Origin of the sequence: Rhizobium sp. RAF36 (assembly GCF_052114105.1) — a bacterium.
Taxonomy (GTDB): domain Bacteria; phylum Pseudomonadota; class Alphaproteobacteria; order Rhizobiales; family Rhizobiaceae; genus Rhizobium.
The window spans coordinates 947,947-970,638 of record NZ_JBFREC010000001.1 but is presented as its reverse complement, the minus strand read 5'-3'; the positions used below and the strand labels follow the sequence as shown (position 1 = coordinate 970,638).

At 60.6% G+C, this 22,692-nt stretch carries 21 protein-coding genes; 19 read left to right on the top strand and 2 right to left on the bottom strand.

Annotated features, from left to right (window positions below; translation table 11 throughout):
• Positions 1–74: 74 nt before the first annotated feature.
• Genes bamA through lpxB form a run of 6 tightly spaced genes read left to right on the top strand, consistent with a single transcriptional unit; the run spans position 75 to position 6,864 of the window.
• Positions 75–2,417: an outer membrane protein assembly factor BamA gene (bamA, locus tag AB4Z25_RS04830; RefSeq protein WP_112539799.1), complete on the top strand. Its 2,343-nt coding sequence runs from the start codon at positions 75–77 to the stop codon at positions 2,415–2,417.
• A gap of 48 nt (positions 2,418–2,465) precedes the next feature.
• Positions 2,466–3,530: a UDP-3-O-(3-hydroxymyristoyl)glucosamine N-acyltransferase gene (lpxD, locus tag AB4Z25_RS04825; protein ID WP_112539547.1), complete on the top strand. Its 1,065-nt coding sequence runs from the start codon at positions 2,466–2,468 to the stop codon at positions 3,528–3,530.
• Positions 3,523–3,990: a 3-hydroxyacyl-ACP dehydratase FabZ gene (fabZ, locus tag AB4Z25_RS04820; protein ID WP_112388112.1), complete on the top strand. Its 468-nt coding sequence runs from the start codon at positions 3,523–3,525 to the stop codon at positions 3,988–3,990. Before lpxD ends, fabZ begins: the two co-directional genes overlap by 8 nt.
• Positions 3,987–4,805: an acyl-ACP--UDP-N-acetylglucosamine O-acyltransferase gene (gene lpxA, locus AB4Z25_RS04815; protein ID WP_112444974.1), complete on the top strand. Its 819-nt coding sequence runs from the start codon at positions 3,987–3,989 to the stop codon at positions 4,803–4,805. The genes fabZ and lpxA overlap by 4 nt, the downstream gene beginning before the upstream one ends.
• 2 nt (positions 4,806–4,807) lie before the next feature.
• Positions 4,808–5,689 (top strand): LpxI family protein, encoded by an 882-nt coding sequence (locus AB4Z25_RS04810; protein ID WP_112539545.1) that lies wholly within the window; start codon positions 4,808–4,810, stop codon positions 5,687–5,689.
• Complete coding sequence (gene lpxB / locus AB4Z25_RS04805; protein WP_112539543.1) at positions 5,686–6,864, top strand: lipid-A-disaccharide synthase; 1,179 nt, start codon at positions 5,686–5,688, stop codon at positions 6,862–6,864. The genes AB4Z25_RS04810 and lpxB overlap by 4 nt, the downstream gene beginning before the upstream one ends.
• Positions 6,865–6,894: 30 nt before the next feature.
• On the opposite strand, the gene gltA is transcribed toward lpxB, so the two are convergent.
• On the bottom strand, positions 6,895–8,184 hold the full coding sequence (gene gltA, locus AB4Z25_RS04800) for a citrate synthase (protein WP_112388116.1): 1,290 nt from the start codon (positions 8,182–8,184) through the stop codon (positions 6,895–6,897).
• Between the two features lie 513 nt (positions 8,185–8,697).
• Between gltA and AB4Z25_RS04795 the strand changes: the two genes are divergently transcribed.
• A complete protein-coding gene (locus AB4Z25_RS04795) occupies positions 8,698–10,902 on the top strand; it encodes a ComEC/Rec2 family competence protein (protein ID WP_442207902.1) in 2,205 nt (734 codons plus the stop codon).
• Here the strand turns inward: AB4Z25_RS04795 and lexA are convergent.
• Positions 10,883–11,596: a transcriptional repressor LexA gene (gene lexA / locus AB4Z25_RS04790; protein WP_112539539.1), complete on the bottom strand. Its 714-nt coding sequence runs from the start codon at positions 11,594–11,596 to the stop codon at positions 10,883–10,885. The two genes, AB4Z25_RS04795 and lexA, sit on opposite strands and share 20 nt — an antisense overlap.
• 204 nt (positions 11,597–11,800) lie before the next feature.
• Between lexA and AB4Z25_RS04785 the strand changes: the two genes are divergently transcribed.
• The 12 genes from AB4Z25_RS04785 (at position 11,801) to AB4Z25_RS04730 (ending at position 22,657) form a co-directional block, all read left to right on the top strand.
• Positions 11,801–12,679 carry a VOC family protein gene (locus AB4Z25_RS04785; RefSeq protein WP_442207880.1) on the top strand — a complete coding sequence of 293 codons (879 nt, stop codon included), beginning with the start codon at positions 11,801–11,803 and terminating at the stop codon, positions 12,677–12,679.
• Positions 12,676–13,521, top strand: coding sequence for a 3-deoxy-8-phosphooctulonate synthase (gene kdsA / locus AB4Z25_RS04780; RefSeq protein ID WP_112539535.1), 846 nt, complete (start codon positions 12,676–12,678; stop codon positions 13,519–13,521). The genes AB4Z25_RS04785 and kdsA overlap by 4 nt, the downstream gene beginning before the upstream one ends.
• 154 nt (positions 13,522–13,675) lie before the next feature.
• Positions 13,676–14,950: a phosphopyruvate hydratase gene (eno, locus tag AB4Z25_RS04775; RefSeq protein WP_112388121.1), complete on the top strand. Its 1,275-nt coding sequence runs from the start codon at positions 13,676–13,678 to the stop codon at positions 14,948–14,950.
• A 144-nt stretch (positions 14,951–15,094) separates the two neighbouring features.
• Complete coding sequence (locus tag AB4Z25_RS04770; RefSeq protein WP_112518610.1) at positions 15,095–15,415, top strand: FtsB family cell division protein; 321 nt, start codon at positions 15,095–15,097, stop codon at positions 15,413–15,415.
• A 145-nt stretch (positions 15,416–15,560) separates the two neighbouring features.
• Positions 15,561–16,607 carry a pyruvate dehydrogenase (acetyl-transferring) E1 component subunit alpha gene (gene pdhA / locus AB4Z25_RS04765; protein WP_442207879.1) on the top strand — a complete coding sequence of 349 codons (1,047 nt, stop codon included), beginning with the start codon at positions 15,561–15,563 and terminating at the stop codon, positions 16,605–16,607.
• A 15-nt stretch (positions 16,608–16,622) separates the two neighbouring features.
• Positions 16,623–18,002: a pyruvate dehydrogenase complex E1 component subunit beta gene (locus AB4Z25_RS04760; protein ID WP_112539533.1), complete on the top strand. Its 1,380-nt coding sequence runs from the start codon at positions 16,623–16,625 to the stop codon at positions 18,000–18,002.
• 15 nt (positions 18,003–18,017) lie between these two features.
• Positions 18,018–19,355, top strand: coding sequence for a pyruvate dehydrogenase complex dihydrolipoamide acetyltransferase (locus AB4Z25_RS04755; protein WP_112539531.1), 1,338 nt, complete (start codon positions 18,018–18,020; stop codon positions 19,353–19,355).
• 19 nt (positions 19,356–19,374) lie between these two features.
• The gene (locus AB4Z25_RS04750) at positions 19,375–20,016 is read left to right on the top strand and encodes an SGNH/GDSL hydrolase family protein (protein ID WP_112539530.1); all 642 of its coding nucleotides are present in this window, start codon (positions 19,375–19,377) and stop codon (positions 20,014–20,016) included.
• A 2-nt stretch (positions 20,017–20,018) separates the two neighbouring features.
• Positions 20,019–20,600, top strand: a complete 582-nt coding sequence (locus tag AB4Z25_RS04745) for a GNAT family N-acetyltransferase (RefSeq protein WP_112388127.1) — start codon at positions 20,019–20,021, stop codon at positions 20,598–20,600.
• Positions 20,601–20,613: 13 nt separating this feature from the next.
• Positions 20,614–22,062, top strand: a complete 1,449-nt coding sequence (gene lpdA / locus AB4Z25_RS04740) for a dihydrolipoyl dehydrogenase (protein WP_112539528.1) — start codon at positions 20,614–20,616, stop codon at positions 22,060–22,062.
• Positions 22,063–22,139: 77 nt separating this feature from the next.
• Complete coding sequence (locus tag AB4Z25_RS04735; RefSeq protein WP_112539526.1) at positions 22,140–22,394, top strand: GlsB/YeaQ/YmgE family stress response membrane protein; 255 nt, start codon at positions 22,140–22,142, stop codon at positions 22,392–22,394.
• 14 nt (positions 22,395–22,408) lie between these two features.
• The gene (locus AB4Z25_RS04730; protein ID WP_112388129.1) at positions 22,409–22,657 is read left to right on the top strand and encodes a GlsB/YeaQ/YmgE family stress response membrane protein; all 249 of its coding nucleotides are present in this window, start codon (positions 22,409–22,411) and stop codon (positions 22,655–22,657) included.
• Positions 22,658–22,692 lie beyond the last annotated feature (35 nt).

Here is a 22,692-nt window from a genome sequence, read left to right as displayed (position 1 = left end):
GCGGGTAAAACGACACACGTGGCCGGAATCGGGTTCTCCCGGCGACGGGGACGAGAAAAAAGGTAATGGGTGAAATGAAGGCTGGTTCAAGATTTTTGAACGCAGTATCGGCGGTTGCGCTGTCTGCAAGTGTTGTGGCTTCCGGCGCAGGTGTCATTACAATCATCTCTGCGGGTGCGGCTGAAGCCGCAGTCATTCAGCGCATCGATGTACGCGGGGCAAGCCGCGTCGGTGCTGAGGCTGTGCGTTCCAACCTGACCATCGCTCCAGGCAAGAGCTTCTCCAACACCGACATCGACGACTCGGTGAAGCAGCTCTACGGCACTGGCTATTTCTCCGACGTCAAGATTTCCGTCTCCGGCGGCACGCTCGTCGTGCAGGTTCAGGAAGCCCAGCTCGTCAACCAGGTCGTCTTCAACGGCAACCGCAAGGTCAAGGACGACAAGCTGGCCTCCGTTGTCGGCACGCACGCCTCCGGCCCATACAATGATGCACAGATCCAGGCTGACATCGCCGCCATCAAGGAAGCTTATGCTGCCACCGGCCGTAGCGAAGTCAACGTCACGACGCAGGTCGTTCCGCTCGGCGAAGGCCGCGTGAACCTTGCTTTCGTCATCGACGAGGGTGACCGCACCAAGATCGATTCCATCAACTTCGTTGGCAACAACGCTTACAGCGCCGGCCGCCTGGCTGCTGTCATCTCGACGAAGCGTTCAAACTTCCTGTCGTTCCTGACGCGCAAGGACGTTTACAACGAAGACAAGCTGCACGCCGACGAAGAGGCGCTGCGTCAGTTCTACTTCAACCGTGGCTATGCCGACTTCAAGGTCGTCTCGTCCGACGCTCAGTTCGACGAAACCACGAACAAGTACACGCTCACCTTCAACATCGAAGAAGGTCCGCGCTACAATTTTGGTCCTGTTACGGTCCAGTCGACGGTCGATGGCGTCAGCGGCGAACAGCTGCAGGGTCTCGTCAAAACGCATGAAGGCGAAGTCTACAGCGCCAAGAGCGTACAGCAGTCGATGGAAGCGATCTCCGACCAGGTTGCTTCGGCTGGCTATCCCTTCGCCCGTGTAACGCCGCGCGGCAACCGCGATCTCGGCAACAACACGATCGGCGTCGAGTATCTCGTCGACCAGGGTGAGCGCGCCTATATCGAGCGCATCGAAATCCGCGGTAACAGCCGCACGCGCGATTACGTCATCCGCCGCGAATTCGACGTCTCTGAAGGCGACGCCTTCAATCAGCAGATGATCACCAAGGCGAAGCGCCGCCTTGAAGCGCTTGGCTTCTTCTCGTCGGTCAATATCTCGACGCAGCCGGGCAGTGCCGCTGACCGCGTCGTCGTTGTCGTCGATGTTCAGGATCAGTCGACCGGTTCGTTCGGTATTGGCGCTGGTTACGCTGCGGGCGGCGACGGCCTCATTCTCGAAGCCTCGATCGAAGAAAAGAACTTCCTCGGCCGTGGCCAGTACATCAAGGTTTCGGCCGGTGGTGGTCTCGAGGGTTCTCAGAGCTACGGCCTGAGCTTCACCGAGCCCTACTTCCTCGGCTATCGTCTTGCGACCGGTTTCGACCTGAACCACAGCGAAACCTCGAGCAACGACAACTACGACTACACCGAAGACAGTCTTGTGCTGCGCGCAACAGCGCCGATCACCGAAGACCTGGCGTCGACCTTCCGTTACAACTTCAAGCGGATGGACTACGACTCCAGCGGCAGCGATCTGACCGATTTGTCCACGCCGTATCAGGATCTGGTCAACAACGGTCCTTGGATCAAGTCGTCGATCTCGCAGACTTTCACCTACAACACGCTCGACGATATGACGTTGCCGCGTGAAGGTATCTACGCAACCTTGACCAACGAAATCGCTGGCCTCGGCGGTGACTCGCAGTTCTACAAGGTTTACGGCAAGGCCCGCTATTACCATCTGCTTGCTGACGATGCAGACATCATCGGTTCGCTCGCCGCAGGCGCTGGCTATGTTGTTGGTTTCGACAAGAACCTGAATATCTTTGACCAGTTCACTCTGGGCAACAGCGATATTCGCGGCTTTGAAAACAAGGGCATCGGTCCGCGGATGGGGGGATCCCAGCCAGACGATCCGCTCGGCGGCACCACGTACTTTACTGTGTCTGCTGAAGCGTCGTTCCCGATGCCGGGCTTCCCGCGTGACTTCGGCCTGCGTGGTGCAGTTTTCGCGGACGCCGGTACGCTTTTCGGTAATGATGTGGACGTCGGCAGTGCGACCGTCGATGGGGATAACGCAGCTCTGCGCGCTTCCGTCGGCCTCGGCCTGATCTGGCAGTCGCCTTTCGGTGCACTTCGCGTCGACTATGCGATCCCGGTCGTCAAGAAGGACTACGACAAGACGCAGTACTTCAAGTTTGGCATCAACAACCAATTCTGATATCGGCAGTCCGGAACCATACTGGAATTCCGTTCTGGAGCATTGCCGATGGAGCAAAATTCGTTCTTTAAGCCTCGGGATGGGGTGAAGCTCTCTGAGCTCGCTCAATATCTCGGGGCAGAACTCCCCGATTCGTCCAAGGCTGACGTCGTTATCCATTCCGTGGCTCCTGTGAGCCGCGCCAAGGCTGGTGACATCTGTTATGTGATTTCGCGCAGGAGCCGGGCCGAGCTGGAAACATGCGAGGCATCGGCTGTTCTGTGCGATCCGGCTTTGCTGTCTGCAATCCCGGGGCATATACCGGCCCTCGTCTCAAAAAATCCTCACGCAGCATTTGCGATGGCTGGCGGATATTTGCATCCGTCGGCTCTGCAGCCATTGCCATCCATGTCGGTTGACAGCGCCATCGGCACTGGCGCCGTGGTCGATCCGACCGCCAAGCTGGAAGCCGGCGTCATCGTCGAGCCTTTGGCTGTCATCGGCGCCGGTGTGGAAATCGGTTCGGGCACCCGGATCGGAGCGGGCGCGATCATCGGCCCCGGTGTCAAGATCGGCCGCAATTGTTCGATCGCCAGCGGCGCGAGCGTGCTGTGTGCTTTTCTCGGCAATCACGTCATCATCCACAATGGCGCACGTATCGGCCAGGATGGATTCGGCTATGCGCCGGGTCCGCGTGGCATGATCAAGATCGTTCAGATCGGCCGTGTCATCATTCAGGACAATGTCGAGATCGGCGCTAACTCGACGATCGACCGCGGTACGATGGACGACACCGTCATTGGTGAGGGTACCAAGATCGACAATCAGGTGCAGATCGGCCACAACGTGAAGATCGGCCGCCACTGCGCGGTTGTTTCGCAAGTTGGCATCGCCGGCAGTGCCGTGATCGGCGATGGTGTGCAGATCGGTGGTCAAACCGGGATTAACGGCCATATTACCATTGGCAACGGCGTTCAGATCGCTGCCAAGAGCGGTGTGGTACAAAGCATTCCGGACGGCGAGCGTTATGGTGGCATTCCGGCCAGGCCGATCAAGCACTTCCTGCGCGAATCTGCCGAGATCATGGCACGTTCGGCGGCACGGGCGAACAAAACGGGAGACAAGAATGACTGAAGAAGCAAAGGCTTCTCTTTCGTCGGCAGACATCATCGAGATCATGAAGCTGCTGCCGCATCGCTATCCCTTCTTGATGGTCGACAGGATCATCGAGATCGACGGTGACGATTCCGCGATCGGTATCAAGAACGTCACGGCCAACGAACCGCAATTTACCGGCCATTTTCCCGATTCGCCGATCATGCCAGGCGTGCTTCTGGTCGAGGGCATGGCTCAGACGGCCGGTGCGATCTGTGCGCGCAAGGACGGCACGAGCGGTAATCTCGTCTACTTCATGACGATCGACAATGCCCGCTTCCGCAAGCCTGTCATCCCCGGCGATCGTGTTGAATTCCACGTCAAGAAGCTGAAGCAGCGCGGTAATATCTGGAAGTTCCACTGCGACGCCAAGGTTGATGGTAACCTGGCCGCGGAAGCCGATATCGGTGCAATGATCCTACGCAAGGACAAGGCATGAGCACGGTTGCTGCCAGCGCCCGCATTCACCCGATGGCCGTCGTTGAAGACGGCGCCGTCGTCGGTGAGAACGTGACCATCGGTCCCTTCGCCTATGTCGGTCCGAAGGTGACGCTTCATGACAATGTCGAGCTTCATCCCCATGCCATCGTCACCGGCCGGACCATCCTCGGCAAGGGTTCGAGGGTGTTTCCGATGGCCGTCATCGGCGGCGATCCGCAAAGCGTCCATCACGCCGGTGAAGAGACGACGCTGACCGTCGGCGAAAATTGCACGATGCGCGAAGGCGTAACGATCAATACCGGCACCAGCGATTTCGGCGGCAAGACCATCGTCGGCGACAACAATCTGTTCCTCGCCAATTCGCATGTTGCCCACGATTGCCGCGTTGGCAACAATGTCATCATGTCGAACAACGTCATGCTTGCAGGTCACGTGACGATCGAAGATCGCGTCATTCTCGGCGGCGGTTCGGCGGTGCATCAGTTCACGCGTGTCGGCCGCCAGGCCTTTGTCGGCGGCCTCTCCGCCGTCAGCTACGACGTCATTCCCTACGGCATGCTGAACGGCAATCCGGGGCTGCTCGGCGGCCTGAACGTCGTCGGCATGACGCGTGCCGGCGTTGATCGCGCTGTCATTCACACCGTACGGCGCGCCTACAAGGCGATTTTCGAAGGTTCCGGTTCGGTTCGCGATAACGCAGCCGCAATCCGCGCCGAATACGCCGATTGCCCTCAGGTTGTCGAAATCCTCGATTTCATTGCCGCCGAGAGCGATCGGGCGCTGTCTTCGCCGACGCGGGGGCAGAAAGGCTGAGCGTGTCCGTTTCCGGCGACACCGCAAAGGGCCGTCTTGCGATCATCGCTGGAAACGGCCTTTTGCCGGCTTACGTCGCCCAGGCTGCACGTGCCGCCGGCGATGAGCCCTTCGTGATCTCGTTGAAGGGCGAGGTCGACCGTTCCTGGCAGGGCTACGACCATGCCGTCATCGGCGTCGGCGATGTCTCCGCGCTCGAGGGGATCTTCAGCAAGCATGACATCCGCCGCGTCGTGATGTCCGGTGGCGTCCGCCGCCGTCCGGAATGGCGGGAAATACGCCCGACCTGGAAGTCCATCGTCAAGATCCCGTCGGTCGTCAGAACATTGATCTCCGGCGGCGATGACACCGTGCTGCAGATGGTGATCAAGCTTATCGAAAATAACGGCCGCCGCGTGATCGGCGCCCAGGAGATTGCCCCCGATCTTCTGGCTTCTGTCGGCTCTCTTGGTGCGGTGGCGCCGGGCAAGGATGATATCTCCGACATGCTGAAGGCTGCCGAGGCCGCCAATGCCTTGGGATTGCTGGATGTCGGGCAGGGTGCCGTCTGTGTGGGCGGACGCGTCGTCGCGCTCGAGGGACCTGAAGGTACCGACGGCATGCTGGAGCGGGTCGCGTCGCTGCGCGGTGCAGGGCGGATATCGGCGCGCCGCAATGGTGTGCTCGTCAAGCTCTGCAAGCCGCAGCAGGATTTGCGCGCCGATCTGCCATCAATCGGCGTGTCGACCATTGCCAATGCGCAGAAAGCCGGTCTCGCGGGTGTTGCGGTCGAGGCGGGCAGGGCACTGGTTCTGGAGAGAGATGAGATGATCGCTGCGGCGGATCAGGCTGGCCTTTTCGTGTGCGGCATCGACCGCGGCTTGCCGGGATGGGGGCTGACATGAGCACCAGTCTGAAAATCGCTATCATTGCCGGAGAAGTCTCCGGCGACCTGCTGGGCGGCGATCTGATCGCTGCGCTGAAGCAGATCCATAGCGGCCCCGTCGAGCTTGTCGGCGTCGGCGGTGAAGCGCTGGAAGCCCAGGGACTGAAATCGCTTTTCGACTATTCCGAACTGTCAATCATGGGCATCAGCCAGGTGCTCGCCAAGCTGCCGACGCTTTACAGGCTGATCCGCCAGACCACGGCGGCAATCATCGCCGCCAAGCCTGATGTTCTCGTCATCATCGACAGTCCCGACTTTACCCATCGCGTCGCCAAACGCGTATGCGCGGCTCTTCCGGATCTGCCTGTCGTCAACTATGTCTGTCCGAGTGTCTGGGCGTGGAAGGAATACCGCGCACAACGCATGCTGGGATATGTCGATCATGTTCTGGCGGTCCTGCCATTCGAGCCCGGCGTGATGAAGGAACTCGGCGGGCCGCCGACGACCTATGTCGGTCACCGGCTGACGGCAGATCAGGATCTCATCGCGACACGAAACGCGCGCAGCGCAAGGGCAAACTCTACCCAGTCTGCCGTCAAGTCGATCATGCTGCTCCCCGGCTCCCGGGCCTCGGAGATCAACCGTCTTTTGCCTCATTTCGGCGATGCAGTGAATGAGCTCGTCTCGCGCAACGGCGAGATGCGCTTCATGCTGCCGACCGTCGCCAGACGCGAGGCGCAGGTGCGCGAGATGATCAAGGATTGGCCGGTGAAGCCGGAGATCCTTGTCGGCAGCGAGGCGAAGTGGCGGGCTTTCGCCGAAGCCGATGCAGCGATGGCCGCGTCCGGAACGGTGATCCTGGAGCTGGGGCTCGCCGGCGTGCCGACGGTGTCGGCCTACAAGATCGACTGGATCATGAAGCTGCTGACGGGCCGTATCAAGACCTGGACAGCTGCCATTCCGAACCTGATCGCCGACTACGCGGTCGTGCCCGAATATATCAACGAGGTTGTCCGCGGCGGCAGCCTGTCGCGATGGATGGAGCGGCTGTCGGCAGATACGCTGCAGCGCCGCGCGATGATCGAGGGCTTCGATCTCGTCTGGCAGCGCATGCAGACGGACAAGCCGCCGGGACAAAAGGCGGCCGAGGTCGTTCTCGAGATTCTGGACAAGAAAAAACCCGGTCAGAAATGACCGGGTTTTTTGTTTCGCTGATATAGGCGCTTAGCGCTTGGAAACCGGAACGTAGTTACGCTCGGCCTCGCCGATATAGAGCTGGCGCGGACGGCCGATACGCTGCTGCGGATCCTCGATCATTTCGTTCCACTGCGCGATCCAGCCGACGGTGCGGGCGAGAGCGAAGAGAACCGTGAACATGGTCGTGGGGAATCCGAGAGCCTTCAGCGTGATACCCGAGTAGAAGTCGATGTTCGGGTAAAGCTTCTTCTCGATGAAATACTCGTCGGTCAGCGCGATGCGCTCGAGTTCCATCGCCACTTCGAGAAGCGGATCGTCCTTGATGCCGAGTTCGCCGAGAACTTCATGCGTCGTCTTCTGCATGATCTTGGCGCGCGGATCGTAGTTCTTGTACACGCGGTGACCGAAGCCCATCAGGCGGAACGGATCGTTCTTGTCCTTGGCGCGGGCAACATATTCAGGGATGCGGTCGACCGAGCCGATTTCCGAGAGCATGTTGAGGGCCGCTTCGTTGGCGCCGCCGTGAGCGGGGCCCCAGAGGCAGGCAATGCCGGCCGCGATGCAAGCGAACGGGTTTGCACCCGAAGAGCCGGCGAGACGAACGGTCGAGGTCGAGGCGTTCTGCTCGTGGTCGGCATGCAGGATGAAGATGCGGTCCATGGCGCGCGAGAGAACCGGATTGACCGTGTACTCTTCGCAAGGGACGGCAAAGCACATGCGCAGGAAGTTCGACGCGTAGTCCAAGTCGTTCTTCGGGTAAACGAAGGGCTGACCGATGTGATACTTGTAGGCCATGGCGGCCAGCGTCGGCATCTTGGCGATCATGCGCAGCGAAGCGACCATACGCTGGTGCGGATCGGTGATATCGGTCGAGTCGTGGTAGAAGGCCGAAAGCGCGCCGACACAGCCGCACATGACGGCCATCGGGTGAGCATCGCGGCGGAAGCCGGTGAAGAAGCGGCTCATCTGCTCGTGCACCATGGTGTGGTGCGTGACGCGGTAATCGAAGTCCTTCTTCTGCGCTGCGGTCGGGAGTTCGCCGTAGAGCAGCAGATAGCAGACTTCGAGGAAGTCGCCGTGCTCGGCCAACTGCTCGATCGGATAGCCGCGGTGCAGCAGAACGCCTTCATCGCCATCGATGTAGGTGATCTTCGATTCACAGGATGCGGTCGAGGTAAAACCAGGATCGTACGTGAAGGAACCGGTGTTCTTGTAGAGTGCGCCGATATCGATGACATCAGGCCCAATCGTTCCGCTCTTTACGGAAAGATTGGCGGATTTGTCGCCGATTTTGATTGTTGCGCTTTGATCCGTCATTCTGATCCTCCAAATTGGCGGCGGCGCCATAAAAGCGCCATAGGGTTAAGCGTCCGCTCAGATTGCTATATGATAGCGCGCCTAATGCCAAGTTACCGTGACGCCATTTTGTGCATCGCAGTATCAACTTTTAGGCACTCCTGCGATGCTGTAAACGCATAGCGGAAGCCGATGATTTATTTAGGCTTTTTGCACTCACGTTTTTTCATCATTTTTCAATCGATTATTGTTGCTGAAACGCGCGCAGGGTTGCATTCTGGTTGTATTCTATCGGGTCATCAGGCTCTTTGCATGCCGGAGTTGAAAACCAGCGACGTCAGCACGATCACCATCGGTGCCGCGGCCAAATTGCCGCAGACGCCGCTGATGCCGCCTGCAGCAGGCTCTCTCTTCGCACCTGTTAATCTAGGTCACCGCCGGCAGCTTTCTATTCATGCTCTTCGGTCGCTGCAGCGCCGTGTTGCGCAAAGCCTGCCGGCCTGCGCTATCGAAGAGCTGGCTTATGGCGGCCGCATGTTGTTTGCGCCGGTGGCGCTCGGACTGGGCTCCGTTCTCTGGTTTGCCTGCGGCGCAGACATTTCACCGGCTGTGCCGCTTTCATGCGCGGTCGTGCTGCTTCTGCTGCTCGCCGTGACCGATCGCGGCCGGGAGTGGAGCCGGATCTGCGTGGCCTCCATGACGTTGATCGCTGTTGGCATCCTCGCCGCACAATTCGAGACCTGGAGAGCCGGTACTGTCGTTCTCGATTCGGCGGTAACGACGACGCTGACAGGCCGCGTAGAGCGGCGGGAAAGCGATGGCCGCGGCGGCTGGCGGTATCTGTTGGCGCTCAAGGCGACGGAGAACCCGGCGCTGAAGCGGCTGCCAGAGCAGGTGACCGTGATTGCGCGCGGCCAGAAAGCGGAGTTCGAAACCGGGACTTGGCTGAAGGGCAGGGCAAGGCTGACGCCGCCCTCAGGGCCCGCTCTTCCCGGCCTCAACGACTTTTCGTTCGGTGCCTATTTCGACGGCGTCGGTGGCAACGGTTTCTTTTATGGTGCCCCTGCCGTGGTTCCGGCGGACGAACCCGGGTCCGCATCGATGCAGGATCGCGCGCTTGAATGGCTCTACCGCTTGAGAAGCGGCATCGGCGACCGTATTAGAGGCATCCTGCCTGGCGACACCGGCGCTTTTGCCGCCGCTCTGGTCACGGACGAGCGCCGCGCCATTTCGAGCGAGACGACCGAGGCGCTGCGCCAATCGGGCCTTGCGCATATCATTGCCATTTCCGGTCTCAACATGGCGCTGTCGGCAGGCATCTTCTTCGTCGGCTTCCGCACCGTGCTCAGCCTGCTTCCGGCTGTCGTCCAGGCCTATCCCGTCAAGAAGATCGCCGCAGCCGGTGCGCTTGCCGCCGTCACCGCCTATTTCCTGATCTCGGGCTTCGCAGTCTCCGCCGAGCGCGCCTTCATCATGATGGCGATCATGCTGGCGGCGGTCTTCTTCGACCGGCCGTCGATCAGTCTGCGCAACGTAACCCTATCGGCGCTGGTGATCATTGTCCTCTCACCCTCGGAGATCATGGGGCCAAGCTTCCAGATGTCCTTCGCCGCGACACTGGCCCTCGTCGCGGGCTATGCGCTCTGGAAGGAGAGGCCGGTGCGCGACCGGCCCTTCGCAAAGTTTCGCGCCGTCAGGATGCTGTCTTCCGCCGCCGCGTTCTTCGGCGGCATCCTGCTGACCTCCGTCATCGGCGGCTTCTCGACTGCATTGTTCTCGGTCGAGCACTTCCACCGGCTGACGGCCTATGGCCTGCCAGCCAATCTCGCCGCAATGCCGATTATCTCCTTCATCATCATGCCGTTCGGCCTCATTGCCATGCTGTTGATGCCCTTCGGCCTCGATGTATGGGCGTGGCAAGTGACGGGTTTCGGGCTCGATCTGGTGATCGCCATTGCCAGGACGGTTGCCTCATGGGGCGGCGATATCGGCGTCGGGCGCCTGGCGTTTTGGTACTTTCCCGCGGCGGTGACAGGTTTCCTGCTGCTGACTTTGCTGCGCAGCCGCATGCGCCATCTCGGCACCGCGATCTTGGTGGCATCGACGACAGCAGCCGCGATGTTAGGAGGCCCTCCGCCGCCGAAAATCGTGATTGCCGAGGACGGGAGCATGGCGGGCATCGTCAGTGACAACGGCCTCGCCACCAATCGCGAGCGGCCACCGGGCTTCATCTTTGATCAATGGAGGCGCGCTCTGGTGATCGATAAGCATTTGTCACCGGCGTTCCCGGCGCTCCCGGATATTCCCACCGCACCGCGCGGTGAAAGGCTGAAACTGACGGAGGCACAGCAGAACGACACCATGAACGCGATCAAGGCCAGTGCGACGGGCGAGCGCTTCTCATGCGTGAAAAAGTCCTGGTGTACGGCGAAGCTCGACAACGGTTCGATCCTGACCGTGATCGAGAATGCGGCGTTCCTTGGCCCAGCCTGCGACATATCCGATATCGTCGTCACACCAGTTCGCCTGCGCCTCGATACCTGCCGCTCAGGCGCCCTGCTTTTCACCGGGGAGACACTGCGAAAGACAGGCGCTGTCGAGCTTCGTTTCCCCAATGGGATCGCCGAAATCACCACATCATTCGAGGGTCTCGACCGGCCCTGGATCCGCCACCGCGCCTACGATTGGCGCAGCGGCACTTTTGGTGAAAGCGAGACGCTCAGTGATAGCGGCGGATAAGGCCAACGAGCTTGCCCTGAACCTTGACGCGGTCCGGTCCGAAAATACGGGTTTCGTAAGCCGGGTTGGCAGCTTCGAGCGCAACGGATGCACCCTTGCGGCGAAAGCGCTTCAGCGTTGCCTCTTCGTCATCGACGAGAGCAACGACGATATCACCGGCATTGGCGGTATTGGTGTTGCGGATGATGACCGTATCGCCGTCGAAGATGCCGGCCTCGATCATCGAGTCGCCCTTGACCTCAAGAGCATAATGTTCACCGTTTCCGAGCATGTCGGCGGGAACAGTGATGTCGTGTGTGTTCTGCTGGATCGCCGAAATCGGCACACCGGCTGCGATCCGGCCCATGACCGGCACCGAGATCGACGTGTGATTGTCCTCGTTCGCAGGCTTCGGCGGCGCGACCGGCTGCGGCTTGCCGAGGCTGCCTTCGATGACGCTCGGCGAGAAGCCGCGGCGCGGCTGGATGCTCGGGCTGTAGGCTTCCGGAAGCTTGATGACCTCGAGTGCGCGCGCCCTGTTCGGTAGGCGGCGAATGAAGCCACGTTCTTCCAAAGCCGTGATCAGGCGATGGATGCCCGACTTGGAAGCCAGGTCGAGCGCGTCCTTCATTTCGTCGAAGGACGGCGGTACGCCGGACTCCTTCATCCGCTCGTGAATGAAGAGGAGAAGCTCCTGTTGTTTGCGCGTCAGCATCGAAGTCTTTCCCCAGATTCGTGAAACAAAGCCAGAACGGACACTATATGTTCCATATGTGTTCCGCAAGTGCCTAAATATTGGTAAAACTTCCGATGATTTTTCGTCGTTTTTGAAAGTTTATTTGCCGGATTGGTGATCCACGCTTGCGCTTTACCAGGCAGGGCGTGCAAATCTCTGCCGGCTTCACCGGAGGGAACCGCCATGACGCATCCGCTCGATCATCTGGTACTGCCCGTCACCCATATAGATGTTGCCCGCGAGCGACTCGGCCGTCTCGGTTTCACCGTCGCGGCCGATGGCCGTCATCCGTTCGGAACGGAGAATGCCTGCATCTTCCTTGCCGACAGGACCTACCTCGAACCGCTCGGTGTCGCCAACCAGGCGGAGTGCGACGCGGCCGTCGCGAAGGGCAACAGCTTCGTCGCCCGCGATCAGGCCTTCCGCTTCCGCTGCGGCGATGACGGCTTTTCGGCCATCGTCTTCGGCACCGATGATGCCGATGCGGACAAGGCTGCCTATGATGGCGCGCAGCTGAGCGGCGGTGATATGGTCGAATTCTCGCGGCCGATCGTCATGCCCGACGAAACACAGGCAACGGGCGCCTTCAAGCTCGCCTTTGCCGCCGATCTCCGGGCGCCCGATGTCTTCTTCTTCGCCTGCCAGCGGGTCAACGCCTTTCCGGCCGATCGCAAGGCACTGGAAACCCATGCAAACGGCGTCATCGGCATCAGCGAGATTGCCCTGAGCGCTGAGGATCCGCAGGCCTTCGCCGAATTTCTTGAGACAGCCAGCGGTGGAGCTGAGCCTAGGGAGGCGGCACTCGGCCTATCCTTCGAATTACCGAACGGGAAACTTTCCATCTTCTCGAACGAGGGCATGGAGGCCTATTTCGATGCGGAGCCACTTGGGACCGATAACGGCCTCAGGGCGCGCGCAATCGTGTTTTCGGTCGGTGATCTGGCCGTGACAGCGGCGCATTTGGCTGCTAACGGGATCACCCATGTCAGTATGAGCAATCGTCTATTGGTGAAGCCGGCGCCGGGACAAGGCGCGATCTTTGCCTTCGAGGAGATCCAATGAGCAACACCAATGCAGAAGTCGTCGCCGGCGAGGGTGCTGGCCGCGTCACATTTTCGAATACGGGCAAGCTGTCGCTGATTGCCGGTCCCTGCCAGATGGAAAGCCGCGACCACGCTTTCATGGTCGCCGGTGTTCTGAGCGAACTCTGCAAGTCGCTCGGTATCGGCCTCGTCTATAAGTCGTCTTTCGACAAGGCGAACCGCACATCGCTTTCCGCCGAGCGCGGCATCGGTCTTGAAAAGGCGCTCGAAGTCTTCTCCGATCTGAAGAAGGAATTCGGCTTCCCTGTTTTGACCGACATTCACACGGAAGAGCAGTGCGAGCAGGTGGCTTCCGTCGCCGACATCCTGCAGATACCGGCCTTCCTCAGCCGCCAGACCGATCTTCTCGTTGCCGCAGCCAAGACCGGCCGGATCGTCAACGTCAAGAAGGGCCAGTTCCTGGCGCCTTGGGACATGAAGAATGTTCTCGCCAAGCTGAATGCCAGCGGCAATCCGAACATCCTGCTCTGCGAACGCGGCGCCTCCTTCGGTTACAACACGCTGGTCTCCGACATGCGCTCGCTGCCGATCATGGCCGCACTCGGCGCTCCCGTTATCTTCGACGCCACGCATTCCGTGCAGCAGCCGGGCGGGCAGGGCGGCTCGAGCGGTGGTCAGCGCGAATTCGTCGAGACCCTGGCGCGTGCCGCCGTTGCCGTCGGTGTCGCAGGTGTGTTCGTCGAAACCCACGAAGACCCGGACAACGCCCCGTCCGACGGCCCGAATATGGTCTATCTGAAGGACATGCCGCGGCTTCTCGAAAAGCTTCTCGCCTTCGACGCGATCGCGAAAGCGGCCTGACGTTCAAAAGGCTGACATGATCCTGTAATAGGCCTCGAATGAGGCCTGAAACGAAGGCATGTTAGGCGGCTCAAAAACGGCCATTGTAATTTGCGTGCCTTCGATTAAGACGATTTCAAACGATTTATCCCACCCACCGAGCAGGAAGAAACCCATGACTGCAATTACCGATATCATCGCCCGCGAGATTCTCGATAGCCGTGGCAACCCCACCGTCGAGGTCGACGTTTATCTGGAAGATGGCAGCATGGGCCGCGCGGCTGTTCCATCGGGTGCCTCGACCGGCGCGCACGAAGCCGTCGAAGTTCGCGATGGCGGCAAGCGCTATCTCGGCAAGGGTGTTGAAAAGGCTGTCGAAGCTGCCAACACGGAAATCTTTGACGCCATCGGCGGCATCGACGCCGAAAACCAGATCCAGATCGACAACATCATGATCGAGCTGGACGGCACGCCGAACAAGTCGCGCCTCGGCGCCAACGCCATCCTCGGCGTTTCGCTCGCTGTCGCCAAGGCTGCCGCTGAAGCTGCCGGCCTGCCGCTTTACCGTTACGTCGGTGGCGCTTCCGCCCACCTGCTGCCTGTTCCGATGATGAACATCATCAACGGCGGTGCCCATGCCGATAACCCGATCGACTTCCAGGAATTCATGATCCTGCCCGTGGGCGCCGACTCGATCCGTGAAGCCGTCCGCATGGGTTCGGAAGTCTTCCACGTCCTCAAGAAGGAACTCTCGGCTCAGGGCCACAACACCAACGTCGGCGACGAAGGCGGTTTTGCACCGGGTCTGAAGAGCGCCCCTGAAGCCCTCGATTTCATCATGAAGTCGATCGAAAAGGCTGGCTACAAGCCGGGCGAAGACATCTATCTCGGCCTCGACTGCGCCTCGACCGAATTCTTCAAGGACGGCAAGTACGTTCTCGAAGGCGAAGGCCGCACGCTGGAGCCGGGCGCCATGGCCGAATACCTGGCGCAGCTCGCTGCCCAGTATCCGATCATTTCGATCGAAGACGGCATGGCTGAAGACGATTGGGACGGCTGGAAGGCCCTGACCGATTTGGCCGGCAAGAAGGTTCAGCTGGTCGGCGACGATCTCTTCGTCACCAATTCGGCCCGCCTGCGCGACGGTATCAAGATGGGCGTTGCCAACTCCATCCTCGTCAAGGTCAACCAGATCGGCTCGCTGACGGAAACCCTCGACGCCGTCAACACTGCGCACAAGGCAGCCTACACCGCCGTCATGTCGCACCGTTCGGGCGAAACCGAAGATTCCACGATTGCCGATCTCGCGGTTGCCACCAACTGCGGTCAGATCAAGACCGGCTCGCTGTCGCGCTCGGATCGTCTTGCAAAGTACAACCAGCTGATCCGCATCGAAGAGGGCCTCGGCCCGCAGGCCCGCTACGCCGGCCGCTCGATCATCCGCGGCTGATAGCCGTTAAGGTTCAATGCCTTGAAACCCGCGCTTCACCGGTGCGGGTTTTTTCTTGCCCGCAAAAATTCATAGTCAACGGACGGTTAATCTCTCAGCGCTACTCTCATCACATAGGTAATGCGTTTTAGAGCATGTGTGCGTATGTGGACAAAGCATCATAAGAAAAAGAAGATCGGCCGGTTCGTTGTTCCGGCTATGACGGTCGCCTTTCTCTCCTATTTCGGCTATCATTGCATCCATGGCGATTACGGCCTGCGTGCGACCGAAGTCTTCGAGCAGCGGCGCATCGCCCGCGAGAAGGAGCTTGCGACGCTGAAGGCCAAGCGCGAGCATATCGAGCAGCAGGTCGCGCTTCTGAGCGATGGCTCTCTCGACAAGGATATGCTGGACGAAAAAGCCCGTTACCAGCTGAATATGTCACGCGCCGACGAGGTCGTCATATTCAATTCATATTCCAATTAACCGAAAACAAGTTAATCGTTAATTATATAGAATTATCAGTGGCTTAATCCTGAATACGTGCCATGCATTTATGGCATTGCTGTGGCCATATTTCTTCCCTATGGTACGCGCCACCTAAGAACCACAAACCCATAGGGAGGGTTGAATGGCGCCGCGAAAGAACGCGACCGTTTCCAGCCGCAAGACCAGCGCAAAATCCGCAGCCAAGGCCTCGAATGGTGGTCCTGTCGCCGATTTCGATCGCGACGAGGAGCTCAAGGCTTACCGCGAGATGCTGCTGATCCGCCGCTTCGAAGAGAAGGCCGGCCAGCTTTACGGCATGGGCTTCATTGGTGGTTTCTGTCACCTTTACATCGGCCAGGAAGCTGTCGTCGTCGGCATGCAGATGGCGCAGAAGGATGGCGATCAGGTCATCACTGCCTATCGCGACCACGGCCACATGCTGGCAACCGGCATGAGCGCCCGCGGCGTCATGGCCGAACTGACCGGCCGCCGCAACGGCTATTCCCACGGGAAGGGCGGTTCGATGCACATGTTCTCGAAGGAAAAGCATTTCTACGGCGGACACGGCATCGTCGGCGCGCAGGTCTCGCTCGGCACCGGCTTGGCATTTGCCAACCGCTACCGCGGCAATGACTCGGTCAGCGTCGCCTATTTCGGCGACGGCGCGGCCAACCAGGGCCAGGTTTACGAAAGCTTCAACATGGCGGCACTCTGGAAGCTGCCGATCATCTATATCGTCGAAAACAACCGCTACGCTATGGGCRCCTCCACGGCCCGCGCCACCGCACAGTCGAACTATTCGCTGCGCGGCTCCGGCTTCGGCATTCCGGGCGTACAGGTCGATGGCATGGATGTTCGCGCCGTCAAGGCTGCCGCCGACGAGGCGCTCGAGCATTGCCGCTCCGGCAAGGGCCCGATCATCCTGGAAATGCTGACCTACCGCTACCGCGGCCACTCCATGTCGGACCCGGCCAAGTACCGTTCCAAGGACGAAGTGCAGAAGATGCGCTCGGAGCATGACCCGATCGAGCAGGTGCGTCAGCGCCTCGTCGAAAAGGGCTGGGCCTCCGAAGACGATCTGAAGGCGATTGACAAGGACGTCCGCGACATCGTCGCCGACAGCGCCGATTTCGCCCAGAACGATCCGGAGCCGGATGCATCCGCGCTCTACACCGACATTCTGCTCTAATCGGGGAGGGAACCAATGCCTATCGATATCCTCATGCCCGCCCTCTCTCCGACGATGGAAGAAGGCACGCTGTCCAAATGGCTCAAGAATGAAGGCGACAAGGTCACCTCTGGTGATGTGATTGCCGAAATCGAAACCGACAAGGCGACGATGGAAGTCGAAGCCGTCGATGAAGGCGTGATCGGCAAGCTGCTGGTTCCGGCCGGCACCGAAAACGTCAAGGTCAACGCCAAGATCGCGATCCTCTTGCAGGACGGCGAATCGGCTTCCGACATCTCGGCCGCACCCGCTGCTGCACCGGCTCCCGCCGCTGCTCCGGCACCGGCCGCAGAAGCCAAGCCTGCCGCAGCACCGGTTCCGGCTGAGCCGAAGGCCGCAGCACCGAACGATCCGGAAATCCCCGCCGGCACCGAGATGGTCTCCATGACCGTCCGCGAAGCGCTTCGCGACGCGATGGCCGAAGAAATGCGCGCTGACGACAACGTCTTCGTCATGGGCGAAGAAGTGGCCGAGTATCAGGGTGCCTACAAGGTCACCCAGGGCCTGCTGCAGGAATTCGGCGCCCGCCGCGTCATCGACACCCCGATCACCGAGCACGGCTTTGCCGGCGTCGGCGTCGGCGCTGCGATGGCCGGCCTGAAGCCGATCGTCGAGTTCATGACCTTCAACTTCGCCATGCAGGCGATCGACCAGATCATCAACTCCGCTGCCAAGACGCTCTACATGTCCGGCGGCCAGATGGGCGCTCCGATCGTCTTCCGCGGCCCGAACGGTGCAGCCGCACGCGTCGGCGCCCAGCACAGCCAGGATTACGCTTCCTGGTACAGCCAGATCCCCGGCCTCAAGGTCGTCATGCCCTACACGGCAGCCGACGCCAAGGGCCTGCTGAAGGCCGCGATCCGTGATCCGAACCCGGTTGTCTTCCTCGAGAACGAAATTCTCTACGGCCAGCACTTCGACGTACCGAAGCTCGACAATTTCGTTCTGCCGATCGGCAAGGCCCGTATTCACCGTCAGGGCAAGGATGTGACCATCGTTTCCTTCGGTATCGGCATGACCTATGCCACGAAGGCAGCCGCTGAACTTGAGAAGATCGGCATCGACGTCGAGCTGATCGACCTTCGCACCCTGCGTCCGATGGACCTTCCGACGGTTATCGAATCGGTCAAGAAGACCGGCCGTCTTGTTACCGTCGAAGAAGGCTACCCGCAGAACTCGGTTGGCACCGAAATCGCCACCCGCGTCATGCAGCAGGCCTTCGATTATCTCGACGCACCGGTCCTGACGATCGCCGGCAAGGACGTTCCGATGCCTTACGCCGCAAACCTCGAAAAGCTGGCGCTGCCGAATGTCGACGAAGTCGTCCAGGCAGTGAAGACCGTCTGCTACAAATAAGGGGAGTGTATTTCGATGCCTATCAACATCACGATGCCTGCCCTCTCTCCGACGATGGAAGAAGGCAACCTGGCCAAGTGGCTAGTCAAGGAAGGCGATACGGTCAAGTCTGGCGATGTCATCGCCGAGATCGAAACCGACAAGGCGACGATGGAAGTCGAAGCGGTCGATGAAGGCACCGTTGCCAAGATCGTCGTTCCGGCTGGTACGGAAGGCGTCAAGGTCAACGCGCTGATTGCCGTTCTGGCTGCCGATGGCGAAGACGTGAAGGCGGCCGCAAGCGGCGCCGGTTCGTCCGCGCCGGCTCCGAAGGCCGAAGCTGCCCCGGCACCGAAGGCTGAAGCCGCAGCTGCCCCGGCAGCCGCCGCTCCTGCCGCAGCACCTGCTGCTGCCGCATCGTCTGGCAACCGCACCTTCTCGTCGCCGCTGGCACGCCGCCTCGCGAAGGAAGCCGGTATCGATCTCGCTGCTGTCACCGGCTCCGGCCCGCATGGCCGCGTCGTCAAGAGCGATGTCGAAGCTGCCGTATCCGGTGGTGGTGCCAAGGCGGCTGCGCCTGCTGCTTCTGCAGCTGCACCTCAGGCCGCTGCTGCTCCTGCCGCAGCCCCGAAGGGTGCTTCGGAAGAAGCCGTTCTCAAGCTCTTCGAGCAGGGTTCCTACGAGCTCGTGCCGCATGACAACATGCGCAAGACGATCGCCCGCCGCCTGGTGGAATCGAAGCAGACCGTGCCGCACTTCTACGTCACCGTCGATTGCGAACTCGACGCACTGATGGCGCTTCGCGCGCAACTGAACGATGCCGCTCCCCGCAAGGACAGCGCACCGGCCTACAAGCTCTCGGTCAACGACATGGTCATCAAGGCGATGGCTCTGGCGCTGCGCGACGTTCCGGATGCAAACGTCTCCTGGACCGACAACAACATGGTCAAGCACAAGCATGCCGATGTCGGCGTCGCGGTGTCGATCCCCGGCGGCCTGATCACCCCGATCATCCGCAAGGCCGAGCTGAAGACGCTGTCCGCCATCTCCAACGAGATGAAGGACCTCGGCAAGCGCGCCAAGGATCGCAAGCTGAAGCCTGAAGAATATCAGGGCGGCACGACCTCGGTTTCGAATATGGGCATGATGGGCGTGAAGGATTTCGCAGCCGTCATCAACCCGCCGCATGCAACGATCCTGGCGGTCGGCGCAGGCGAGCAGCGCGTTGTCGTCAAGAAGGGCGAGATGGCCATTGCAACGGTCATGAGCGTCACCCTGTCGACCGACCATCGCTGCGTCGATGGTGCACTCGGCGCGCAGCTGCTGCAGGCCTTCAAGGGCTATATCGAAAACCCGATGGGCATGCTCGTCTGAGCATTGAGCGGAGGCGGAAATGACGAAGACCGTTCTTTGCTATGGTGACTCGCTGACCTGGGGCTACAGCGCCGAGACGATCGGCCGCCATGCCTACGAGGATCGTTGGCCGAGCGTGCTGCAGGCAGCGCTCGGCAACGGCACGCGCGTCATCGCTGAAGGCTTGAACGGCCGGACCACCGCCTTCGACGACCATCTGGCCGATTGCGACCGCAACGGCGCGCGCGTTCTGCCGACCATCCTGCAGACGCATGCGCCGCTCGATCTGGTCATCCTGCTGCTTGGCACCAACGACATGAAACCTGTCGTGGCAGGTTCGGCCTTTGCCGCCTGCCAGGGCATCGCCCGCCTGGTGCGGCTGATCCGCAATCATGCCTGGCCCTTCGAATTCGACGGGCCGGATATCCTGATCGTCGCGCCGCCGGTTCTGTGCGAGACGGCGAACGCACCGTTTGCCGCGTCCTTTGCCGGTGGTGTCGAGGAGTCTGCAAAGCTCGCGACCCTCTATCGCGATCTTGCCGACGAACTCGGCTGCGGCTTCTTCGACGGCAGTTCTGTTGCGAGAACCACGCCGCTCGATGGCGTGCATCTCGATGCGGAAAATACCCGCGCTCTCGGGCGCGGTCTGGAATCTGTCGTCCGGATGATGCTGGGAGTGTGACCGTGGGCACCTTCGCCGCGCTGCGGCCGGCGGAACGGCGGGATGCGGCAGAGCTCGCGATCCTCGTCGATATCGGCTCTCACGGTTTTGCTTCATGGCTTTGGTTCTCCGAAGTCTCCGGCGGCAAGGTCGATACGCCCCTCGAGCAGGGCCGGCTGAAGATGAGCCGGGATGGCGAGTGGGGAAGCTGGCAGAATGCTGTCGTCGCCGAAGCTTATGGCGAAATCGCCGGAGCGGCGGTGGGTTACGAACTCGGCGCCGGCATCAGCGCCATCGAAACGGATCGTCCGGCGCTGGTGCCAGTGATCACCATGCAGAAGACGGTCGCCGGCGGCTGGTTCATCGGTACGCTGGCCGTCTACCGCCATCTGCGCGGCATCGGCATTGGAATGAAACTGCTCGGCGATCAGATCGACAAGGCAAATGGCTTGCCGGTCAGCCTGATCACATCGAGCGACAATGAGGCAGCGCTGGCGCTGTACAAGAAGAATGGTTTCTCGGAAGCGGATCGCGCGGATGCCGTGCCGATTTTCGAGAGCAGCAAGAAACACGAGTGGGTGCTTTTGACCCGCCTCGCCGGATAAAAAGGCAGGAAACATGGCTGAGAATTACGACGTCATCATCATCGGTTCGGGTCCGGGCGGCTATGTCGCGGCGGTGCGCGCCGGTCAGCTCGGTCTGAAGGTCGCGATCGTCGAGCGCGAGCACCTGGGCGGCATCTGCCTGAACTGGGGCTGCATCCCGACCAAGGCGCTGCTGCGCTCCGCCGAAATCCTAGATCATTCGAATCACCTAAAGGATTACGGCCTGGTTCTCGAAGGTTCGGTCAAGGCCGACACCAAGGCTGTCGTCGCCCGCTCGCGCGCCGTTTCCGGCCGCCTGAATGCCGGCGTCGGCTTCCTGATGAAGAAGAATAAGGTCGATGTCATCTGGGGCGAGGCGAAGATCACCAAGCCCGGCGAGATCGTCGTCTCCAAGTCGACGAAGCCTGTTGTCGAGCCGCAGCATCCGCTGCCGAAGAACATCAAGGCCGAGGGCGGCACCTACACCGCCAAGCACATCATCATCGCCACCGGCGCCCGTCCGCGTGCGCTGCCCGGAATCGAGCCCGATGGCAAGCTGATCTGGACCTATTTCGAAGCGCTGAAGCCGGATGTTCTGCCGAAGTCGCTGATCGTCATGGGCTCGGGCGCCATCGGCATCGAGTTCGCCAGCTTCTACCGTTCGATGGGCGGTGACGTCACCGTCGTTGAAGTCATGCCGACCATCATGCCGGTCGAAGATGCCGAGATCACTGCGATCGCCCGCAAGCAGCTGGAAAAGCGCGGCCTGAAGATTTTCACCAGCGCCAAGATCACCAAGGTCGAGAAATCGGCAGACAGCGTCACGGCGCATGTCGAGACGGCTGACGGCAAGGTACAGCAGATCACCGCCGATCGCATGATCTCCGCCGTCGGCGTTCAGGGCAATATCGAGAACCTCGGCCTCGAGGCGCTCGGCGTCAAGACCGACCGCGGCTGCGTCGTCATCGACGGCTACGGCAAGACCAATGTCCCCGGCATCTACGCGATCGGCGACGTTGCCGGCCCGCCGATGCTCGCTCACAAGGCAGAGCACGAAGGCGTCGTCTGCATCGAGAAGATCGCCGGCCTGCCGAATGTGCACCCGACCGACAAGAGCAAGGTTCCGGGCTGTACCTATTGCAACCCGCAGGTCGCCTCGGTCGGCCTCACCGAAGCCAAGGCCAAGGAAGCCGGCCGCGATATCCGCGTCGGCCGCTTCTCCTTCGTCGCCAATGGCAAGGCGATCGCGCTCGGCGAAGACCAGGGCATGGTCAAGGTGATTTTCGACAAGAAGACGGGCGAACTGCTCGGCGCCCACATGGTCGGTGCCGAAGTCACCGAGCTGATCCAAGGCTTCGTCGTCGCCATGAACCTGGAGACGACGGAAGAAGAACTGATGCACACGATCTTCCCGCATCCGACCGTTTCGGAATCGATGAAGGAAGCCGTGCTCGACGCTTACGGACGCGTGCTGAACGCTTGATAATTTCCGTTTCCGCCCTCTTTCTTGAGGATAGCAGAGGCCATCCCTGAAAGAGGGAAAAACGAAAGGAAATCATCATGTCAATGAGTACGCAGGCATTGCTCATCTTTCTGCTGATCGGGCTTGTCGCCGGTTTTCTGGCAAGCCTCGTGGTCGGTGGGGGCGGGCTGATACGGTGCCTGCTGAGCGGCGTCATCGGCGCCTTCGTGGGCGGGTTTCTGTTCAATGCACTGGGCATCTCGCTCGGCATTGAAAATGCGTTGGTGGTGCAGATCATTCACGCCACGGTCGGCGCCATCATCGTGGTGCTGATCGCAAGGGCGATAGCGTAGGGAAAAGGGTTCATATGGAAGGCGTCGGCTGGATAGCGGCAATCATCATCGGCGGTTTTGCGGGCTGGCTCGCAGGCAAGCTGATGGAGGCACGGTACGGCATTCTGCTGAACATCGTGCTCGGCATTGTCGGCTCCGTCGTCGCCACCGCCATTCTGGCGCAATTCCATATCGAAGTGGCCGGCGGGCGGCTCGGCTACTTCGTCACCGGCTTCCTGGGTGCCTGCCTGCTGATTTTTCTCGCCCGGCTCGTCCGGCGATGATGCACATGACGGCTCGATTGTAAGATCGGCGTAAA